At 67.9% G+C, this 15,501-nt stretch carries 13 protein-coding genes and 1 tRNA gene; 5 read left to right on the forward strand and 9 right to left on the reverse strand.

What is annotated here, in order from left to right; all coding sequences use genetic code 11:
* Positions 1-58 precede the first annotated feature (58 nt).
* From rpsA to aroA, 3 genes are all read right to left on the reverse strand, one after another.
* Entirely contained in the window at positions 59-1,768 is a 1,710-nt protein-coding gene (gene rpsA / locus SLNSH_RS12160; RefSeq protein ID WP_106337257.1) for a 30S ribosomal protein S1, read from the reverse strand.
* 252 nt (positions 1,769-2,020) lie between these two features.
* Complete coding sequence (gene cmk, locus SLNSH_RS12165) at positions 2,021-2,653, reverse strand: (d)CMP kinase (RefSeq protein WP_106337258.1); 633 nt, start codon at positions 2,651-2,653, stop codon at positions 2,021-2,023.
* 3 nt (positions 2,654-2,656) lie between these two features.
* Entirely contained in the window at positions 2,657-4,015 is a 1,359-nt protein-coding gene (gene aroA / locus SLNSH_RS12170; protein WP_106337259.1) for a 3-phosphoshikimate 1-carboxyvinyltransferase, read from the reverse strand.
* 195 nt (positions 4,016-4,210) lie between these two features.
* Between aroA and SLNSH_RS12175 the strand changes: the two genes are divergently transcribed.
* The 3 genes from SLNSH_RS12175 (at position 4,211) to SLNSH_RS12185 (ending at position 6,735) form a co-directional block, all read left to right on the forward strand.
* Positions 4,211-4,600: a TIGR02300 family protein gene (locus SLNSH_RS12175; RefSeq protein ID WP_106337260.1), complete on the forward strand. Its 390-nt coding sequence runs from the start codon at positions 4,211-4,213 to the stop codon at positions 4,598-4,600.
* Positions 4,601-4,690: 90 nt separating this feature from the next.
* A tRNA-Ala gene (locus SLNSH_RS12180) sits at positions 4,691-4,766 on the forward strand.
* Positions 4,767-5,016: 250 nt separating this feature from the next.
* Entirely contained in the window at positions 5,017-6,735 is a 1,719-nt protein-coding gene (locus SLNSH_RS12185; RefSeq protein WP_158266746.1) for a methyl-accepting chemotaxis protein, read from the forward strand.
* A gap of 38 nt (positions 6,736-6,773) precedes the next feature.
* Here the strand turns inward: SLNSH_RS12185 and SLNSH_RS12190 are convergent, their stop codons facing one another.
* The 5 genes from SLNSH_RS12190 to SLNSH_RS12210 form a co-directional block, all read right to left on the reverse strand.
* Complete coding sequence (locus tag SLNSH_RS12190) at positions 6,774-7,106, reverse strand: hypothetical protein (RefSeq protein ID WP_106337262.1); 333 nt, start codon at positions 7,104-7,106, stop codon at positions 6,774-6,776.
* A 249-nt stretch (positions 7,107-7,355) separates the two neighbouring features.
* Positions 7,356-8,204 carry an ABC transporter permease gene (locus tag SLNSH_RS12195; protein WP_106337263.1) on the reverse strand — a complete coding sequence of 283 codons (849 nt, stop codon included), beginning with the start codon at positions 8,202-8,204 and terminating at the stop codon, positions 7,356-7,358.
* A 9-nt stretch (positions 8,205-8,213) separates the two neighbouring features.
* Positions 8,214-9,122 carry an ABC transporter permease gene (locus SLNSH_RS12200; protein ID WP_106337264.1) on the reverse strand — a complete coding sequence of 303 codons (909 nt, stop codon included), beginning with the start codon at positions 9,120-9,122 and terminating at the stop codon, positions 8,214-8,216.
* The gene (locus tag SLNSH_RS12205) at positions 9,119-10,201 is read right to left on the reverse strand and encodes an ABC transporter ATP-binding protein (RefSeq protein WP_106337265.1); all 1,083 of its coding nucleotides are present in this window, start codon (positions 10,199-10,201) and stop codon (positions 9,119-9,121) included. Before SLNSH_RS12205 ends, SLNSH_RS12200 begins: the two co-directional genes overlap by 4 nt.
* A 155-nt stretch (positions 10,202-10,356) precedes the next feature.
* Positions 10,357-11,508, reverse strand: coding sequence for an extracellular solute-binding protein (locus SLNSH_RS12210; protein ID WP_106337266.1), 1,152 nt, complete (start codon positions 11,506-11,508; stop codon positions 10,357-10,359).
* 423 nt (positions 11,509-11,931) lie between these two features.
* Here SLNSH_RS12210 and SLNSH_RS12215 point away from each other — a divergent pair, with 423 nt between their 5' ends.
* Positions 11,932-13,305 carry an NAD(P)-dependent oxidoreductase gene (locus tag SLNSH_RS12215; RefSeq protein WP_106337267.1) on the forward strand — a complete coding sequence of 458 codons (1,374 nt, stop codon included), beginning with the start codon at positions 11,932-11,934 and terminating at the stop codon, positions 13,303-13,305.
* 11 nt (positions 13,306-13,316) lie between these two features.
* Positions 13,317-14,630 (forward strand): NAD-dependent dihydropyrimidine dehydrogenase subunit PreA, encoded by a 1,314-nt coding sequence (gene preA / locus SLNSH_RS12220; protein WP_106337268.1) that lies wholly within the window; start codon positions 13,317-13,319, stop codon positions 14,628-14,630.
* 56 nt (positions 14,631-14,686) lie between these two features.
* Here preA and SLNSH_RS12225 read toward each other — a convergent pair whose 3' ends face one another.
* Entirely contained in the window at positions 14,687-15,433 is a 747-nt protein-coding gene (locus SLNSH_RS12225) for a glucose 1-dehydrogenase (protein ID WP_106337269.1), read from the reverse strand.
* Positions 15,434-15,501 lie beyond the last annotated feature (68 nt).

The following is a 15,501-nucleotide window of genomic DNA, read 5'->3' on the forward strand; positions in this document are numbered from 1 at the left end:
CTCCGCGCGGGTTTTGTGTCTGGAGGGGTCGGGCCGAAGCCCGACCGCCAGGGGACGATTACTCGCCCTTGTTGGCGCGCTTGAGGGCGGCGCCGAGGATGTCGCCGAGCGAGGCGCCGGCGTCAGCCGAGCCGTACTGGGCGATGGCTTCCTTCTCCTCGGCCATCTCGAGCGCCTTGATCGAGACCTGCACCTTGCGCGACTTGCGGTCGAACATGGTGACGCGGGCGTCGAGCTTCTCGCCGGGGGCGAAGCGCTCGGGGCGCTGGTCCTGACGCTCGCGGGCGAGCTCGTTGCGCTTGATGAACGTGGACAGGTCCGTGCCGGCGATCTTGACCTCCAGGCCCGAGTCCTTGACCTCGAGAACCTCGCAGGTCACGACCGCGCCCTTCTTCAGGTCGCCCGAAGCCGCCGCGTCGGCGAAGGGATCGCCGCCCAGCTGCTTGATGCCGAGGGAGATGCGCTCCTTCTCGACGTCCACGTCGAGCACCACCGCCTTGACGATGTCGCCCTTCTTGAACTCCTCGATGACCTGCTCGCCAGGACGGTTCCAGTCCAGGTCCGACAGGTGCACCATGCCGTCGACGTCGCCATCGAGACCGATGAACAGGCCGAATTCGGTCTTGTTCTTGACCTCGCCCTCGACCACCGCGCCGGCCGGGTACTTCTCGGAGAAGGCTTCCCACGGGTTCTGCAGGGTCTGCTTGAGACCCAGCGAGATGCGCCGCTTGACGGGATCAACCTCGAGGATCTGCACCTCGACCTCCTGGGAGGTGGAGACGATCTTCCCGGGGTGCACGTTCTTCTTCGTCCAAGACATCTCGGAGACGTGGATGAGGCCCTCGATCCCCGGCTCCAGCTCCACGAAGGCGCCGTAGTCGGTGATGTTGGTGACGCGGCCGGTGAACTTGGCGTTGACCGGGTACTTGGCCTCGATGCCCTCCCACGGATCAGCAAGCAGCTGCTTGATGCCGAGCGAGATGCGGTGCGTCTCGTGGTTGATCTTGATGATCTTGACCTTGAGCTGCTGGCCGATGGTGACCACCTCGGACGGATGGTTCACGCGGCGCCACGCCATGTCGGTGACATGGAGCAGGCCGTCGATGCCGCCGAGGTCGACGAAGGCGCCGTACTCGGTGATGTTCTTGACCACGCCGTCGACCACCTGGCCTTCCTCGAGGTTCGCGACGAGCTCGGAGCGAGCCTCCGCGCGGGTCTCTTCGAGGACGGTGCGGCGCGACACGACGATGTTGCCGCGGCGGCGATCCATCTTGAGGATCTGGAACGGCTGCGGCACGCCCATGAGCGGGGTGACGTCGCGGATCGGACGGATATCGACCTGCGAGCGCGGCAGGAACGCCACGGCGCCGTCGAGGTCGACCGTGTAGCCGCCCTTGACCTGGTTAAAGATCACGCCCGTGACCTTCTCGTTCTTCTCGTAGGACGCCTCGAGCTTGACCCAGCTCTCCTCGCGGCGAGCCTTGTCGCGCGAGATCACGGCTTCGCCGAGCGCGTTCTCGATGCGGTCGAGGTAGACTTCGACCTCGTCGCCCACGTTCAGCGCGCCTTCGCGGCCAGGGCCGGTGAACTCGCGAAGGGCGACGCGGCCCTCGGTCTTCAGGCCGACGTCGATGACGGCCATGTCCTTCTCGATGGCGACGACCTTGCCCTTGACAACGGAACCCTCGAGGGCGTCGGCGGCGGAGAAGGACTCATCGAGCATCGCGGCGAAATCTTCGCGCGACGGGGATTTCAGGGCTGCGGACATTGGTTCTCCTGGGGGGCCTTGTGGCCCGGCGCCGGCGGTTTGCGTTGCGATGCGCTCCCTATCGCCGATGTCTTCGAAAAATCGAGGACCACCGCCAGAGGCGGGCCGGCGCGAACCGACGATCGGGAGCGTGGTTCTTTTCGGCCAGGGAGCCGGGGATCGAGCGCGGGGCGGCATGACAAGAAGGGCGCGTCGGACGCGCCCTCTTCATTGGAGCCGGTTGGGGACGCGCCGAGACAGTCTCTCGCGGCGTCAGGCCTGCTCCCGCCTCGCGGCCTCGACATGAGCGACGGCCGCCTGGAAGGCCTGCTCTATACCCAAATTGGTCGTGTCGAGCAAGCGCGCGTCATGCGCCGCAACGAGAGGCGCCGTCGTGCGGCCCGAATCGCGGGCGTCGCGCTTGCGGATGTCGGCCAGCACCTCCTCGTAGGGCGTCGTCTCGCCGCGGCCGGCGAGCTCGCGATGGCGCCGGCGGGCCCTCTCCTCGGCCGACGCCGTCACGAAGATCTTCACGGTGGCGTCCGGGCAGATCACGGTCCCGATGTCGCGGCCGTCCAGCACCGCGCCTTCCGGCCGGGATGCGAACTGCCGCTGCCACGCGACGAGCGCCGCCCGGACGGGCGGGATGGCGGCGACCACGGAGGCGGCCTCTCCCATCTCGCGTCCCCTCAGCCGGCTTTCATCGAGATGCCCGAGGTCGAGCGACTGGGCGGCCTTCACGGCCAGCGCCTCGTCGTCGAGCGGGCTGCCTTGGTCCAGCAGCGTGCGCGCCACCGCGCGATAGAGTAGCCCCGTGTCGAGGTGGGGCAGGCCGTAGTGGACGGCCAGCCGCTTGGCGAGGGTGCCTTTGCCGGACGCCGCAGGGCCGTCGATGGCGATGATCATGGCTCAGGCCGCCTTGAACACAGCCCCGAGGCCCGTCATCAGGCCTTCGAAGGCTGGGAAACTGGTGGCGATCATGGTCTTGTCGTCCACCGTCACCGGTCGCTGTGACGCAAGCCCCATCACCAGGAAGCTCATGGCGATGCGGTGGTCCAGGTGGGTCTTCACCGTCCCGCCCCCTCGGACCACGCCGGCTCCGCCCTGGACGATGAGGTCGTCGCCCTCGATCCGATGCTCGACGCCATTGGCCGCCAGACCATCCGCCACGGCCTGCAACCGGTCGCTTTCCTTCACCCGCAGCTCGTGCAGGCCCCGCATCCTGGTCTCGCCGGACGCGAAGGAGGCCGCCACGGCCAGCACGGGATACTCGTCGATCATGGAGGGAGCGCGCCCGGCGGGCACGTCCACCCCGCGCAGGGCGGAATGGCGCACCCGCAGGTCCGCCACCTCCTCGCCGCCCTCGACGCGGCGCCCGATCTCCTCGATGTCTGCGCCCATCTCGCGCAGGCTCGTCAGCAGCCCCGTGCGCAGCGGGTTCATCATGACGCCCTCGACCACAATGTCCGAGCCGGGCGTCACCAGCGCCGCCACGATCGGGAAGGCGGCCGAAGACGGATCGGCTGGCACTACCACGTGGGCCGGCTTCAGCTCAGGACGGCCTTCCAGGACGATGCGGCGGCCGTGCTCGCCTTCCGGCGTCACCGTGACCCTCGCCCCGAAATAAGCGAGCATCTTCTCCGTATGGTCGCGCGAAGCCTCGGTCTCGATGACGGTGGTGCGGCCCGGGGCGTTGAGGCCGGCGAGCAGGACGGCCGACTTGATCTGGGCCGAGGCCACCGGGGTCCGGTACTCGATCGGAACCGGGTCGATCGCGCCCTTCAGGGTGATGGGGCAGCGTCCGCCCTCGGCCTCGGACAGCACCTGCGCGCCCATCCTGGTGAGCGGATCGAGGATGCGCCGCATCGGCCGCTTGCGCAGCGAGGCGTCGCCGTCGAAGGTCGCCGTGATCCCGTGTCCGCCGACCACGCCCATCATGAGGCGGGAGCCGGTGCCCGCGTTGCCGAAATCAAGCACGCCCGCCGGCTCGCGCAGCCCGCCGACCCCGACGCCTTGAATGCGCCAGGCGCCCTCCCCAGTCCGCTCCATAGTGGCTCCGAGCGCCCGGCAGGCTTCGGCGGTGCGCAGCACGTCCTCGCCTTCGAGTAGGCCTTCCACGGTGGTCTCCCCCACCGCGAGCAGGCCGAAGATCATGGCGCGGTGCGAGATCGACTTGTCGCCCGGCACGCGCACCCTGCCGCGGAGAGGGGGCCCGCCCTGGGCCGAGAGCGGCTGCGCTTCGCCGTGATGCGAGGAGGACTTGGACACGGGCGTTCTCCGGGTGCAGACTTCGGGGGCGGGTGATCGGGCCGCGCGGCACCTAGCACAGGCCGCCCCCGGCGTCACCCGCCGGTCACCTTGTGAACTCTAAGGCGGCGCAAGGCGGCGCGACACGTTGACAGCCGCAATCGGCGCGACTAACCGAAGCCATTCCTTTCCTTCTCCCTGACAAGGCTGGTCTCCATGGCGAAACCGGAACTTGGCGCCAAGCGCCAATGCCAGAGCTGCGGCGCGAAATTCTACGACCTCAACAAGGACCCGATCATCTGCCCGAAGTGCGGCGCGACCTACACGGCGGCCGCCATGCCGGCGCCCGTGCGCGGCCGCGCGGCCGAGGTCGCGAACCGTGACGAGGACGAGGACACGGAGGAGGCTGGCGCCGGCCCCGAGCTGGTCTCCCTCGACGAAGTCGAAGCGGACGAGGCCTCGAAGGACCTGCCGACCGACGATGACGTCGAGATCGAGGACGATATCGCCGAGGACGACGACACTTTCCTCGAAGAGGAGGAGAGTGGCGACGATGACGTCTCCGATCTGATCGATAGTGAGATCGAAGACGACGAAGAGGCTTGATCCGGCCGGCGAGGGCGGCTATAGACCCCCTCGCCGACGCAAGACGGCGACGCGCCGGGGGGTCCCAAGCCCCCGGCTCTCGGTTAAAGTGGGGCCATAGCTCAGCTGGGAGAGCGCTTGAATGGCATTCAAGAGGTCGGCGGTTCGATCCCGCCTGGCTCCACCAACCGGAACTTTATTCTGATCGTCACAACAGGCTCGCTTCGGCGGGCCTTTTTGCTGTTTGGCTTGCCGCGCAGGCGCCCAGCGGTCGGCGACACCCGGCCGCTTCGCAGGAAATTGCATAAATCCTGTGCGTAATTTACCAAATGATCAATCTTTAGTTTAAATCTGTTGATCGCACCACCGCTGCGTGTCCGCTCTGCGGGAGGGCGCTGCGTCGCGCGGCAGCCATCTGATTGAACATGGGAGGTTTCATGCGACTGAGCGATTCGCGAATCACGCCCTGGGCGTTGCTGGGCGGAAGCGTGGCGTCCAGCGTGTGGCTGAGTTGGGCCGCGCTGGATCATTCGGGCCTCTTCGCGCCGGCCGTAGGCCTTGTGGGAGCCGCGCTGGCCGGCGCGGCGGCCACCCTCCGGGGGCGTGGCGCTGCGGTGGACGGCGCCAGCCGCGAGGGAGGAGGGCGACTCGTCGACACGGCGCCGCTCGAGACCCTCGAGCGGATCCACGCAGCCATGGACAGCTCGCCCACCAACGTCCTGCTGGCGGACCGGGACCACCGGATCGTCTACGCCAACGCATCCGTGCAGAAGCTCTTTCGCGAACACGTGGAGGACTTCCGCGCCACGCTGCCGCATTTCGATCCGGATCAGATCCTCGGTCGTTCCATGGGAGTGTTCCACCGCAATCCGGCGCACCAGGAGCAGATGGTCAGCGCCCTCTCCAAGCTGCACATCGCCCGGGTGAAGGTCGGGCGCAGGAGCTTCGACCTGGTGGTGTCCCCGGTGAAGGACGCGCGGGGCGAACGCCTCGGGGCCATGCTGGAATGGCGGGACGTCACCGCCGAAGTCGCCGCCCAGGACGAAGTGACGGCGCTTGCCGAGGCGGCCCAGCACGGCCGATTCGATCGCCGGCTCGAGCTCGCCGGAAAGTCCGGCTTCTTCCGCAGGATCGCGGAGAGCATGAACGGCTTCTGCGAGGCCGTTGACCAGTCCACGTCCGAGATCGCCGGCAGCCTGCGCGCCCTGGCCCAGGGCGATCTGACCCGGATGATCGATTCGGCGCACGAGGGCAGGCTCGGCGAGCTGCGCGACGCCTTCAACGAAACGGTGAGGCGGTTGTCAGAAACGGTCGCCTCCATCCAGGGAACGGCTGCGGACGTGCGCCAGGCGGCGCGCGAGATCGCCAGCGGGGCTGATGACCTGTCGTCCCGCACGGAGCAGCAGGCGTCCTCCCTGGAGGAGACCGCCGCCACCACCGAGCAGCTGGCCGCGTCCGTGAAGGCTTCGGCCCAATCGTCGCATATGGCCGTGTCCGCCGCCGAGGAGGCCCGCCGCGTGGCCGAGAACGGCGGTCAGGTGGTGTCGCAGGCGGTCTCCGCCATGGAGCGGATCGAGCAGGCCTCCAAGCGCATCTCCGACATCATCGGCGTGATCGAGGAGATCGCCTTCCAGACCAACCTTCTCGCGCTGAACGCCGCGGTCGAGGCCGCGCGGGCCGGCGAGGCCGGCAAGGGATTCGCCGTGGTGGCTTCGGAGGTGCGCACCCTCGCCCAGCGCTCCAGCGAGGCGGCGAAGGACATCACCACCCTGATCAACACCTCCGCCCAGGAGGTGGACCAGGGCGTCCATCTGGTCCGGTCGACGGGCGAAGCCTTGTCGGAGATCGTGAATGCGTCCCAGCGCGTCGCCGGCACCGTCACGGAGATTTCAAGCGCGACGGCCGAGCAGGCCAGCGGCATCGACGAGATGGCCCAGGCCATCTCGCATCTGGACGAAATGACCCAGCAGAACGCCGCTCTCGCCGAGCAGAGCGCCGCTTCCGCATCGACCCTGAACACTCAGTTGCAGCGGCTCAACGAGCTGGTGGCGCATTTCCGGACCAGCGACGCAAAGCGTGAGGAGCCCGGCCGATCCGGGTGGGGCGGGGGAGAGTGGGGGGCAGCCGAGCCAGTGAGGATGAGGGCTCGACGCTAGGCCGAAGGGGCGCCGCTCCGGTCGAGCGGCGCCCTTCGTCAGTTCCTCTGGGCGCAGACGGCGGACGGCCTCGGGCTGCGTCCTTTCGGCTGGACGCCGGCCGGGTCCACGGAAGCCTCGGCTTGCGCGCGGGCGTAGCGGAACACCGAGCGGGTCAGGAGGAGCCCCTGCGCCAGCCCTTCCGCCTGCTCCTCATACGCGAAGGCGCCCGTGTCCAAGGCCTTGATCTCGTTCAACGCCAGGGTCTCGAGCCGATCGAAGGCTTCCGTGTCCTGGTTGGCGTCCTGGTAGGCGTGGATCACCACCTGCATGGCGCGCATCAGGGCCGCAATGGTGATGGTGTCCACCGACAGGAGAACTTCATCGGTCATCGTCCGCATCCTTGTTTGCTGATCGAGGCGGCGGGGCTCTAGGGCCCTCATCGCGCCGCGACGGTGCCGGCTTGGCGCCGAACGTGAGCTCAGGGTGCGGGAGACACTCGTGCTTGAGAAGCAACTGCAGGTTGTAACGCAGCTTGCATATCGCGAATCCGCTGCGTTTCGCCTGAGTTGCACATCACGTGGTGAACACGCGATTAACATGAGTTCCAGTAGAGTTGATATTAATCATGCGACCTTGCGTCAGGCAATCTGGAGCGCTTCCATGTCGGCCCGCTCGGCGTTGCGCAGGGCCGCCCTTTCCCGGGCTGATTCGCGCCTCCTCATGACCTCGTAAGCCACTGCTCCCACTACGGTAACCAGGATGAGGATCAGCCCGAGGGCGTTGACGGCCGGCGTCAGGCCCGTCCGGACCTTCGAGGCGATGTAGATGGTGAGTGTTGTATCCGTGCCACGGGTGAAAAGAGTCGTGTTGTAGTTCTCGAACGACTGGAAGAACGCGAGCACGGCGCCGGACAGGATGGCAGGCTTGAGATGCGGCGCCAGGATTCGCCGGAACACCTGCCCATGGCTGGCGCCGAGGTCGAGCGCGGCCTCCTCCAGGCTGGTGTCGAAACGCTGCAGCCGCGCCAGCACCATCAGCATCACGTAGGCGGTGATGAAGCTGGACTGGCCGATCACGGCCAGATGGAGGCCGCCCTTCACGCCCAGCCGGTCCCAGAACACCAGCGTCGAGATGCCGATGATCACGCCGGGCGTGAGCAGCGGCGAGACCATCACGGCATAGAGCAGGCTTCGCGCCCGGGCGTGAACGCCATTGAGCACCACGGCCGCCGCCACCCCGAGCGGCACCGACACGAGGATCACGAAGAAGCCGATGATGAAGCTGTTCTCCAGCGCCACCCACATGCCGGCGTCGTTGTAGAGCGCCTCGAACCAGCGGGTTGTGGTTCCGAGCCAGGGCGTCACCGTCGGAAACCGGCTCGTGTTGAACGTCGCTGCCGCCATGATCACCAGCGGCAGGAACAGGTAGACCAGGAACACGCCCAGATAGATCTGGAGCAGCCGGTCCGAGGCGCGTGAAGCCTGCATCGGCGGCCCCTACTTGGCGATGTCGGTCAGCCCGACCCGGAACAGGCGCATCATCAGCAGGATGAACGCGACGCACAGGCCGAGCAGGATAAAGGCGTAGGCCGAGCCGAGCGGCCAGTTCTGCGCCTCGAAGAACCAGCTGTAGATGGTCTCCGTGAACCAGCGCGTGCCCGGGCTGCCCAGCAGCGCCGGCACGACATAGGAGGACGCCGCCAGCACGAACACCATGATGCAGCCCACGGCGATGCCGGGCTTGGCGTGGGGTATCACCACCCGCCAGTGGATGCGCCATGTCGGCGCGCCGAGGTCCCGAGCCGCCTCGATCTGGTTGCGGTCCAGCGTCTCCAGCGCGTTGTAGAGCGGGAACATCATGAAAAGGAGAAAGGCGTACGTCATGCCGATCAGCACGCCTGCGCTCCCGGACAGCCAGCGCACCGGCGCGTCGATGATCCCGAGCGCCTTGAGGACGATGTTCAGCGGCCCGCTATAGGCGAGCAGGATGTACCACGAGAAGGTGCGCAGGATCTCGTTGATCCAGAACGGGATCACCAGGATCAGCAGCAGGAAGGCCGTGCGCTCCGGCGTCGCCACCTTGGCCAGGTAGAAGGCCACCGGGTAGCACACGAGGAGGCAGATGAAGGTGACGAGCGACGCGCCCCACATGGTTCGCAGGAAGACCCGGAAGTCGTCCGGGAAGTCCCAGTGGAGCAGGTCCACGCCCCGGAACAGGGCGGCGTAGTTCTCCAGCGTGTAGTGGTCCTTCGGCCCGCCCATCTCCACCACGGTCAGGTTGGGATGGAACGAGTACTCGACCATCACGAAGTAGGGCAGGACCACCATGGCCAGCACCCACACCGCCACGCCGGCCAGCATGGTCAGCGTCATGCCGGTCCCGTAGCGACGGAAGAGCTCGCTCACGCGGCGGCCTCCGCCGAGGCGGGCAGGACTACGGCGCTCTCGGGCGGGAAGCCGAGGGACAGCTCGATGCCGGGCGACAGGCTCGGAAGGGCGCCGTCGTTGGAGGCCTGCACGATAAGCTCTCCACCCCCCGGGCCGGCCAGGAACAGGTTCGCGAAGCTGCCCTCGAAATCGACGTGGTGGATGCGCGCGCTGAGCTGGTTGGGGCAGGCCTGTCCCATCCGCATCCGCTCGGGCCGGACGAACAGCACGGCCGGATCGCCGGGGCGGACGCCCTCGCCGGCCTTGCCGGCCAGCGGACCCGCGGGCGTATCCACCCGCGCCACCCCGCCCTCGACGGACGCGACCGTGCCGGCGAACCGGTTGTTCTCGCCCACGAAGGTCGCCACGAAAGGCGTGCGCGGGGCGTCGTAGATGTCGCTGGGGGCGCCCACCTGCTCGATTCGCCCGCGCGACATCACCGCCACCCGGTCCGACATGGTCAGGGCCTCGCCCTGGTCATGGGTGATGTAGATGAAGGTCACGCCCGTGCGCCGCTGGATGGCGCGCAGCTCTGCCCGCATGTGCTGGCGCAACTTGAGGTCGAGCGCCGACAGCGGCTCGTCCAGCAGCATGACCTTGGGCTCCACGGCCAGCGCCCGCGCGATCGCCACGCGCTGCTTCATGCCGCCTGACAGCTCGCTGATGCGCTTGTCGGCGGCGTCCGGCATGGCGATGAGATCGAGCAGCTCCATCGCGCGTTTGCGCCGCTTCTCCTTGGAGACGCCCCGGACTTCGAGGCCGAAGGCGATGTTCTCCCACACGGTCATGAGCGGGAAGAGCGCCAGGTTCTGGAAGATCAGCGCGGTCGGGCGCTGGTTCGGGCCGATGCCGGCCATGTCCCGCCCGCCGATGCGCACCTGCCCCTCCGTGGGCTCGGTGAAGCCCGAAAGGATCCGCAGGATTGTGGTCTTGCCGCAGCCGGATGGGCCCAGGAAGGAGAAGAACTCGCCGGCTTTCACCGTGAGATTGATGTCGCGCACGGCCGTGAAGTCGCCGAAGCGCATGGTGACGTGGTCGAGTACGACGTCCTGGCTCATGGGCCTCCGGGGGCGGTCGGGCCGAAAAGGTGCGGCGGAGCGGTCGACCCGTCACCCGCCGTCATGCCCGGGCTTGTCCCGGGCGACGCTGAGGCCGCGCCGCCGATGGCCGGGGAAGCCCCGTCCACCGACGGCCTGAAGCGGCCTGGACCAGCTTACGCCGACATGAACTTCTTGGCGTACTCCGTCCGCTTGGTGATGAACCAGGACGGCTGCGCCGGCCACCACCAGAGCTTCTTCAGGGCGTCGCCCGGATAGGCGGTCTGGAAGAACTTCTTGGCGTTGGCGTCCGCCAGGTCGACAGCGCCCTTGGAGGTGGAGTTCGCCCCGTAGGCCGCCGCCCAGGCCGCGCCGCCTTCCGGCGAGTTGATCCAGGAGATCCACGCGTAAACCTGCTCCAGGTTCTTGGCGCCCTTCAGCAGCACGAAGTTCTGCAGCCAGCACACGGTGCCCTCCACCGGCGCGATGTAGCCGATGGGGAAGCCTTCCTTCATGAGCGCGGCGGCCGAGGTGTCCCAGCACATGCCGACCGTGCAGCCGTTGGTGCGGAAGGCGCCCTGCGCCTCGTTCTCGTTGGACCAGAACTGCGCCACGTTCTTCCGCTTGGCGAGCGCGAACTTCAGGATCTCGTCGTAGTTCGCGGTCATCTTGGCTTCGTCTTTGAAGCTGTCCTCGAACTTGTGCGGCAGCTTGCCCTGCGCGTCGAGCCCGCGCCCGATGGCGACGAGCCCGGAATGGCCGCGCAGCGTGAGCTTGCCCGCGTACTTGTCGTCCCACAGGTCCATCAGGCTCGCCTTGCCATAGACCATGGGGGCTTCCTTGGCATGGAAGGTGAGCGATTCGCTGCCCCACACCGAGCTCGCGCCATAGCGCTTGCCGTTCACCTTCAGCGCATCCGCGGCGCCGCCCTGCAGGAAGGCCGGGTCGACGCCGTCGATGTTCATGCGCTTCTCGTCCCAGGGCTGGACGAAGTCGTTGTCGGTCCAGCTCAGCAGGCGGTCGGAGGTCGGCTCGCAGATATCGAAGCTGCCATTCGTGGCGGCGCCCGTCTTGGCCTGGGCGACCATCTCGTCCTGGCTGCCATAGCCGGTGAAGTTGATCTTGATGCCGGTCTTTTTCTCGAACTGGGCGAAGACCCTCGGGAACTCGTCGTATCCGGCCCAGCCCAGGAAGTTCATGGCGCCGGACGAGGCTAGGGAGCCGCGGATGATGGCCGGGGAGGCGACCGTGAGGGCGGCTGCGGCCGCGCCCGTCTTGATCAGCCCGCGCCGGGAGACAAGCCCGGCTTCATTGTCACGCTTCGTCATGATTTCACCCTCCGAAACACGGCTTCGGCTGCGCCGCGGCCACCGCGTCCGCTTGAACGCGATTGTTCTTTATTGCCGACACTTTACGGACCCGTGACGCAAAGGGAAGCCGCCAAAAAGCGGCTCCCCCGTGCGTGTGGCCACGCGTCGGCGGACAGGATGCGTGCGATCATGGAACCCCTCCCACGGTCGTACGGACGGGCTCTCGCCCAAGCTGCAAGCCTAGGTTGGCCCGCCGCCCGAGCGGCGGAGCATTGCGACTGTTGTTTGTCACATTGCGACAGTTCGGCAAGCGCCTGCGTGGCTTGGGGAATGATCCGCTCCCTCGCGTCGCTTGACACCTCGCGGGTCCGGCCTCAACCTGACCAAATGGTCAGGATCGGCGCAGGGCCGCCTGCGCCGCGGCGAAGTGGGAGGGGAACCATGAGCGCCAACAGAACCGCAGCCGGATGGGCGTCCGGGCGGCTGAGCACGGCCGAGCTGGCAGCCAATTTCTCCGACCTGCATCCGCCGCTCGACAGGCACGAGGCCCATGTCGAGGCGGACCGCTGCTATTTCTGCTTCGATGCGCCCTGCCAGTCGGCCTGCCCGACCTCCATCGACGTCCCGCTCTTCATTCGCCAGATCCAGGCGGACGACCCGATCGGCTCCGCGGACACCATTCTGCGGGCCAACGTCTTCGGCGGCATGTGCGCACGCGTGTGCCCCACCGCGACCCTCTGCGAGGAGGCCTGCGTCCGCAACGCCGCCGAGGGCAAGCCCGTGAAGATCGGCCTGCTCCAGCGCTACGCAACGGACGTAGCCTTCGACCGGGGGCGCCAGCCCTTCACCCGGGCGCCCGCCACAGGCCGGCGAATCGCCGTGGTCGGCGCCGGCCCTGCCGGCCTCGCCTGCGCCCACAAGCTCGCCGAGCTCGGCCACGACGTGACGGTGTTCGAGGTCCGCCCCAAGCTCGGCGGCCTCAACGAATACGGCATCGCCTCCTACAAGGCGCCCGACGACTTCGCCCAGCGCGAGGTCGCCTTCGTGCTCTCCATCGGGGGGATCGCCGTGGAGGGCGACAAGCGGCTCGGCCAGGACTTCACGCTCGCCGACCTGCGGCGCAAGTTCGACGCCGTGTTCCTCGGCCTGGGCCTGGGCGGCGTCAACAGGCTCGGCCTCCCCGGGGACGACGCGCTGGAAGGCGTGATGGACGCGGTGGAGTGGATCGCCACCTTGCGCCAGACGGCGGACAAGTCGCAGCTCCCGGTAGGCCGCCGCGTCGTGGTGATCGGCGGCGGCATGACCGCCGTGGACGCCGCCGTGCAGGCCCGTCGCCTGGGCGCGGAGGAGGTCACGATCGCTTACCGACGCGGCCTGGAGGCCATGAAAGCCTCGCTCTACGAGCGACAGCTCGCGCAAACCAACGGCGTCCTGATCCGAACTTGGGCGATGCCGGTCGAACTCCTCGGCGACAACGGCCGCGTGACGGGGATCACGTTCGAGCGCACCGCCGAAGTGGACGGCAAGCTCCTCGGCGCCGGCGAGTGCTTCACGCTTGCGGCCGACATGGTGATGTGCGCCGTAGGGCAGGTCCTTGTCCCGTCCGATCTCGGCGGCGAAGAGCTTCCGGCGCTCAAGGGCGGGCGCATCGTCGTGGATGACGAGCGCCGCACCAGCCTCCCGGGCGTCTGGGCGGGCGGCGACTGCGTCGCGGGGGGCAAGGACCTCACGGTCGCCGCCGTGGAGGACGGCAAGCAGGCTGCGCTCTCGATCAACCGCGCCCTCATGGGCGTACTCGCTGCCGCCGCCGAGTAGGGGAGGGCGCCATGGCCGATCTCAGCACCACATTTCTCGGCATCAAGTCCCCGAACCCGTTCTGGCTGGCCTCCGCGCCGCCCACGGACCGCGAAGTCAACGTCACCCGCGCCTTCAGGGCGGGCTGGGGCGGCGTGGTGTGGAAGACGCTTGGCGCCGAGGGTCCGCCGATCGTCAACGTCAACGGCCCACGCTATGGCGCGATTCACGGCGCCGACCGGCGTCTCCTCGGCTTCAACAACATCGAGCTTATCACCGATCGGCCGCTGCAGCTGAACCTGCAGGAGATCAAGGCCGTGAAGAAGGCCTGGCCCGACCGCGCGGTGGTCGTCTCCCTGATGGTCCCCTGCGACGAGGAGAGCTGGAAGGCGATCCTCAAGGTCGTCGAGGAGACCGAGTGCGACGGCGTCGAGCTGAACTTCGGCTGCCCGCATGGAATGTCCGAGCGCGGCATGGGCTCCGCGGTGGGGCAGGTGCCCGAATACATTGAGATGGTGGCGCGCTGGTGCAAGCAGCACACCCGCATGCCCGTGATCGTGAAGCTCACGCCCAACATCACCGACATCCGCTACCCGGCTCGGGCGGCCAAACAGGGGGGCGCCGACGCGGTGTCGCTGATCAACACGGTGTCGTCCATCGTTTCGATCGACCTCGACCGCATGGCCCCGAACCCCACCATCGACGGCAAGGGGTCCCATGGCGGCTATTGCGGCCCGGCGGTTAAACCCATCGCCCTCAACATGGTGGCCGAGATCGCCCGCGATCCCGAGACCCGCGGACTGCCGATCTCCGGCATCGGCGGCGTCACCACCTGGCGCGACGCCGCCGAGTTCATCGCGCTCGGCTGCGGCACGGTCCAGGTCTGCACCGCCGCGATGACCTACGGCTTCAAGGTCGTGGAGGAGCTCAAGGCGGGCCTGTCCAACTGGATGGACGGCAAGGGATATCGCTCGATCGAGGACTTTCGCGGCCTCGCGGCGCCCAACGTCACGGACTGGCGCTACCTGAACCTGAACTACGTCACCAAGGCCGTCATCGACCAGGACCTCTGCATCCAATGCGGCCGCTGCCACATCGCCTGCGAGGACACCTCTCACCAGGCCATCGCCGCCACCGTGGACGGCCGCCGCATGTTCGTGGTCAAGGATGAGGAGTGCGTCGGCTGCAACCTCTGCATCGAGGTCTGCCCTGTCGAGGGCTGCATCACCATGCAGCCCCTCGCGGCCGGCGCAATCGACCCGCGCACGGGCCTTCGCGTCGAGCCCGGCTACGCCAACTGGACCACGCACCCCAACAACCCCATGGCGCAAGTCGCCGCCGAGTAAAAGTAGTCGTCCTTGCGAGGAGCGCAGCGACGAAGCAATCCAGGAGGAAGCAGCCCCTAAAGGCACCGCCCCCCGTCCACCTCAAGGGCGACGCCCGTCACGAGGCTCGCCTCGTCCGAGCACAGGTAGACGGCCGCCATGGCGATGTCCCGCGGCGTGGACAGCCGTCCCATGGGGATCACCGAGATGAACCGCTTGCGGTGCTCGTCCGTGTCCCCGCCCATGAAGGTGGGCAGCAGAGGCGTGTCGCCGGCCACCGGGTTGATGGCGTTCACCCGGATCCCGAGCGGCGCGAGTTCGACCGCCATGGCGCGCGTCGCGCCGATCGCCCAGGCCTTGGAGGCGTTGTACCAGGTCAGGTTGGGCCGGGGGCTCACGCCGCCCGTGGAGGCGATGTTCAGGAACACGCCCTTTTCGGCCGCCTTGAACACTGGCACCGCATAGCGCGCGGCGAGATAGATCCCCCGCATGTTGACCGCCGCGATGCGGTCAAACGCCTCTTCGTCGATGGTCTCCATGGGCGCGGGCAGGTGCGCCACGCCGGCGTTGTTCACCACGATGTCGAGCCGGCCATATTCGCGCTGGGCGGCGTCCACCATGGCTTCCACCTCGGCCGATTTCGAGACGTCCCCCGTGAACGGCCGCGCCTTGGCGCCGAGCGGCTCGGCGACGCGCTGGGCCGCCGCGCCGTCGCGGTCCACCACCATGACGGTTGCGCCTTCCTCCACGAAGGCCTGCACGATCCCGGCTCCGAAGCCGGAGCCGCCGCCCGTGACGATGGCCACCTTGTCCTGCAGTCTCATGGCTCCTCCCCTGTGGGGCGCGTCGCCGCGCCCTCGCTTTTGGGGAAAGCCTATCCCTGCGCCCGGCG

The sequence above is a fragment of the Alsobacter soli genome (genome assembly GCF_003004785.1).
GTDB lineage: Bacteria > Pseudomonadota > Alphaproteobacteria > Rhizobiales > Beijerinckiaceae > Alsobacter > Alsobacter soli.